2 rRNA genes (1 of these 2 cut by a window edge) are annotated in these 2,500 nt (G+C 55.2%); both read right to left on the minus strand.

Features of this window, described 5'->3' with window-relative positions:
- Nucleotides 1–214 precede the first annotated feature (214 nt).
- Nucleotides 215–329, minus strand: a 5S ribosomal RNA gene (gene rrf / locus G539_RS0100035).
- Between the two features lie 92 nt (nt 330–421).
- A 23S ribosomal RNA gene (locus G539_RS0100040) occupies nt 422–2,500 on the minus strand; it runs 673 nt beyond the window's last position.

The raw sequence follows: 2,500 nt of genomic DNA on the forward strand, positions 1-2,500 counted from the left end.
TTTGGGTAGACGGCTGTTCCGGCTGGCCCTGGCCGGGCCTGTCCCTGCGATCTCGTCCCTGCGCTGGCCTTTGCCCTGCCCCGGCGGGGGGCGTCTGGTTTCGCGGCTTTGGCATGCTTGGAACGGCAAAAAGCCCCGCCGGATTTTGTCCGGGCGGGGCTTTTTGGGTTTTGGATCGTGAAGAGAATTTTGTCGAGATTTCTGTGCTTTGCAGGCCTGGCAGCGACCTACTCTCCCGTGTCTTAAGACAAAGTACCATTGGCGCGGAGGAGTTTAACGGCCGAGTTCGGAATGGGATCGGGTTCAGGCTCCTCGCCATGACCACCAGGCCGGCGAAGCACAGAGAAACTGGTTTTGCAGTGATGCGTTTTGTCGTCGTTGTTTCATCCTGCATGAAGCGGATGAGCATGGATTAATGGGAGTGATCAAGCCGATCGAGTTATTAGTACCGGTAAGCTGCATGCATTGCTGCACTTCCACACCCGGCCTATCAACGTGGTGGTCTACCACGACTCTCAAGGGAATACTCGTTTTGAGGTGGGTTTCCCGCTTAGATGCCTTCAGCGGTTATCCCGTCCGTACATAGCTACCCTGCAATGCGGCTGGCGCCACAACAGGTCCACCAGAGGTACGTCCATCCCGGTCCTCTCGTACTAAGGACAGATCCTCTCAATATTCCTACACCCACGGCAGATAGGGACCGAACTGTCTCACGACGTTCTGAACCCAACTCACGTACCACTTTAATCGGCGAACAGCCGAACCCTTGGGACCTTCTCCAGCCCCAGGATGTGATGAGTCGACATCGAGGTGCCAAACGATGCCGTCGATATGGACTCTTGGGCATCATCAGCCTGTTATCCCCAGAGTACCTTTTATCCGTTGAGCGATGGCCCGTCCACGTGGGACCACCGGATCACTATGGCCGACTTTCGTCTCTGCTCGACTTGTCAGTCTCGCAGTCAGGCGGGCTTATGCCATTGCACTCGACGACCGATTTCCGACCGGTCTGAGCCCACCATCGCGCGCCTCCGTTACACTTTGGGAGGCGACCGCCCCAGTCAAACTACCCACCATGCACGGTCCCGGATCCGGATGACGGACCGCGGTTAGACATTCATATTCACAAGGGTGGTATTTCAAGGGTGGCTCCACACAAGCTGGCGCCCATGCTTCAAAGCCTACCACCTATCCTACACATGCAAACACGAATGCCAGTGCAAAGCTATAGTAAAGGTTCATGGGGTCTTTCCGTCTGACCGCGGGAACCCCGCATCTTCACGGGGAATTCAATTTCACTGAGTAGGTGCTGGAGACAGCGGGGAAGTCGTTACGCCATTCGTGCAGGTCGGAACTTACCCGACAAGGAATTTCGCTACCTTAGGACCGTTATAGTTACGGCCGCCGTTTACCGGGGCTTCGATTCAAAGCTTGCACCTCTCCTCTTAACCTTCCGGCACCGGGCAGGCGTCAGACCCTATACGTCGCCTTACGGCTTCGCAGAGCCCTGTGTTTTAGGTAAACAGTCGCTACCCCCTAGTCTGTGCCCCCCCGACCTGGTTGCCCAAGCCGAGGGCCTCCTTCTCCCGAAGTTACGGAGGCAATTTGCCGAGTTCCTTCAGCACCATTCTCTCAAGCGCCTTGGTATACTCTACCAGTCCACCTGTGTCGGTTTAGGGTACGGTCTATACGCGGGAGCTATTTCCTGGAACGCCTTCACTGCAGCACCAATCCAGTAAGGCACTACAATACACGGCATTCGTCACTACCCGCAGGCTGGGGAATATTCGCCCCATTCCCATCGACTACGCCTTTCGGCCTCGCCTTAGGAGCCGGCTAACCCTGCGCAGATTAGCTTTACGCAGGAACCCTTGGACTTTCGGCGACAGTGTCTCTCACACTGTTTGTCGTTACTCATGTCAGCATTCGCACTTCCGATACCTCCAGGAGCTCTCACGAGTCTCCCTTCACAGGCTTACGGAACGCTCCGCTACCACGTGATCTTACGATCACATCCGCAGCTTCGGCACATGGCTTGAGCCCCGTTACATTGTCGGCGCAGGAACCCTTATTTAGACCAGTGAGCTGTTACGCTTTCTTTAAATGATGGCTGCTTCTAAGCCAACATCCTGGTTGTTTTGGGATCCCCACATCCTTTCACACTTAGCCATGATTTGGGGGCCTTAGCTGGCGGTCAGGGTTGTTTCCCTTTTGACGACGGACGTTAGCACCCGCCGTCTGTCTGCCAGATAGTACTCTTGGGTATTCGGAGTTTGGTTAGGTTTGGTAAGACGGTAAATCCCCCTAGCCCATCCAGTGCTCTACCCCCCAAGGTATTCATCCGACGCTCTACCTAAATAGATTTCGCGGAGAACCAGCTATTTCCGAGTTTGATTGGCCTTTCACCCCTAGCCACAAGTCATCCCCGTCTTTTTCAACAGACGTGGGTTCGGTCCTTCAGTGCGTGTTACCGCACCTTCAACCTGCTCATGGCTAGATC

Origin of the sequence: Kaistia adipata DSM 17808 (genome assembly GCF_000423225.1) — a bacterium.
GTDB lineage: Bacteria > Pseudomonadota > Alphaproteobacteria > Rhizobiales > Kaistiaceae > Kaistia > Kaistia adipata.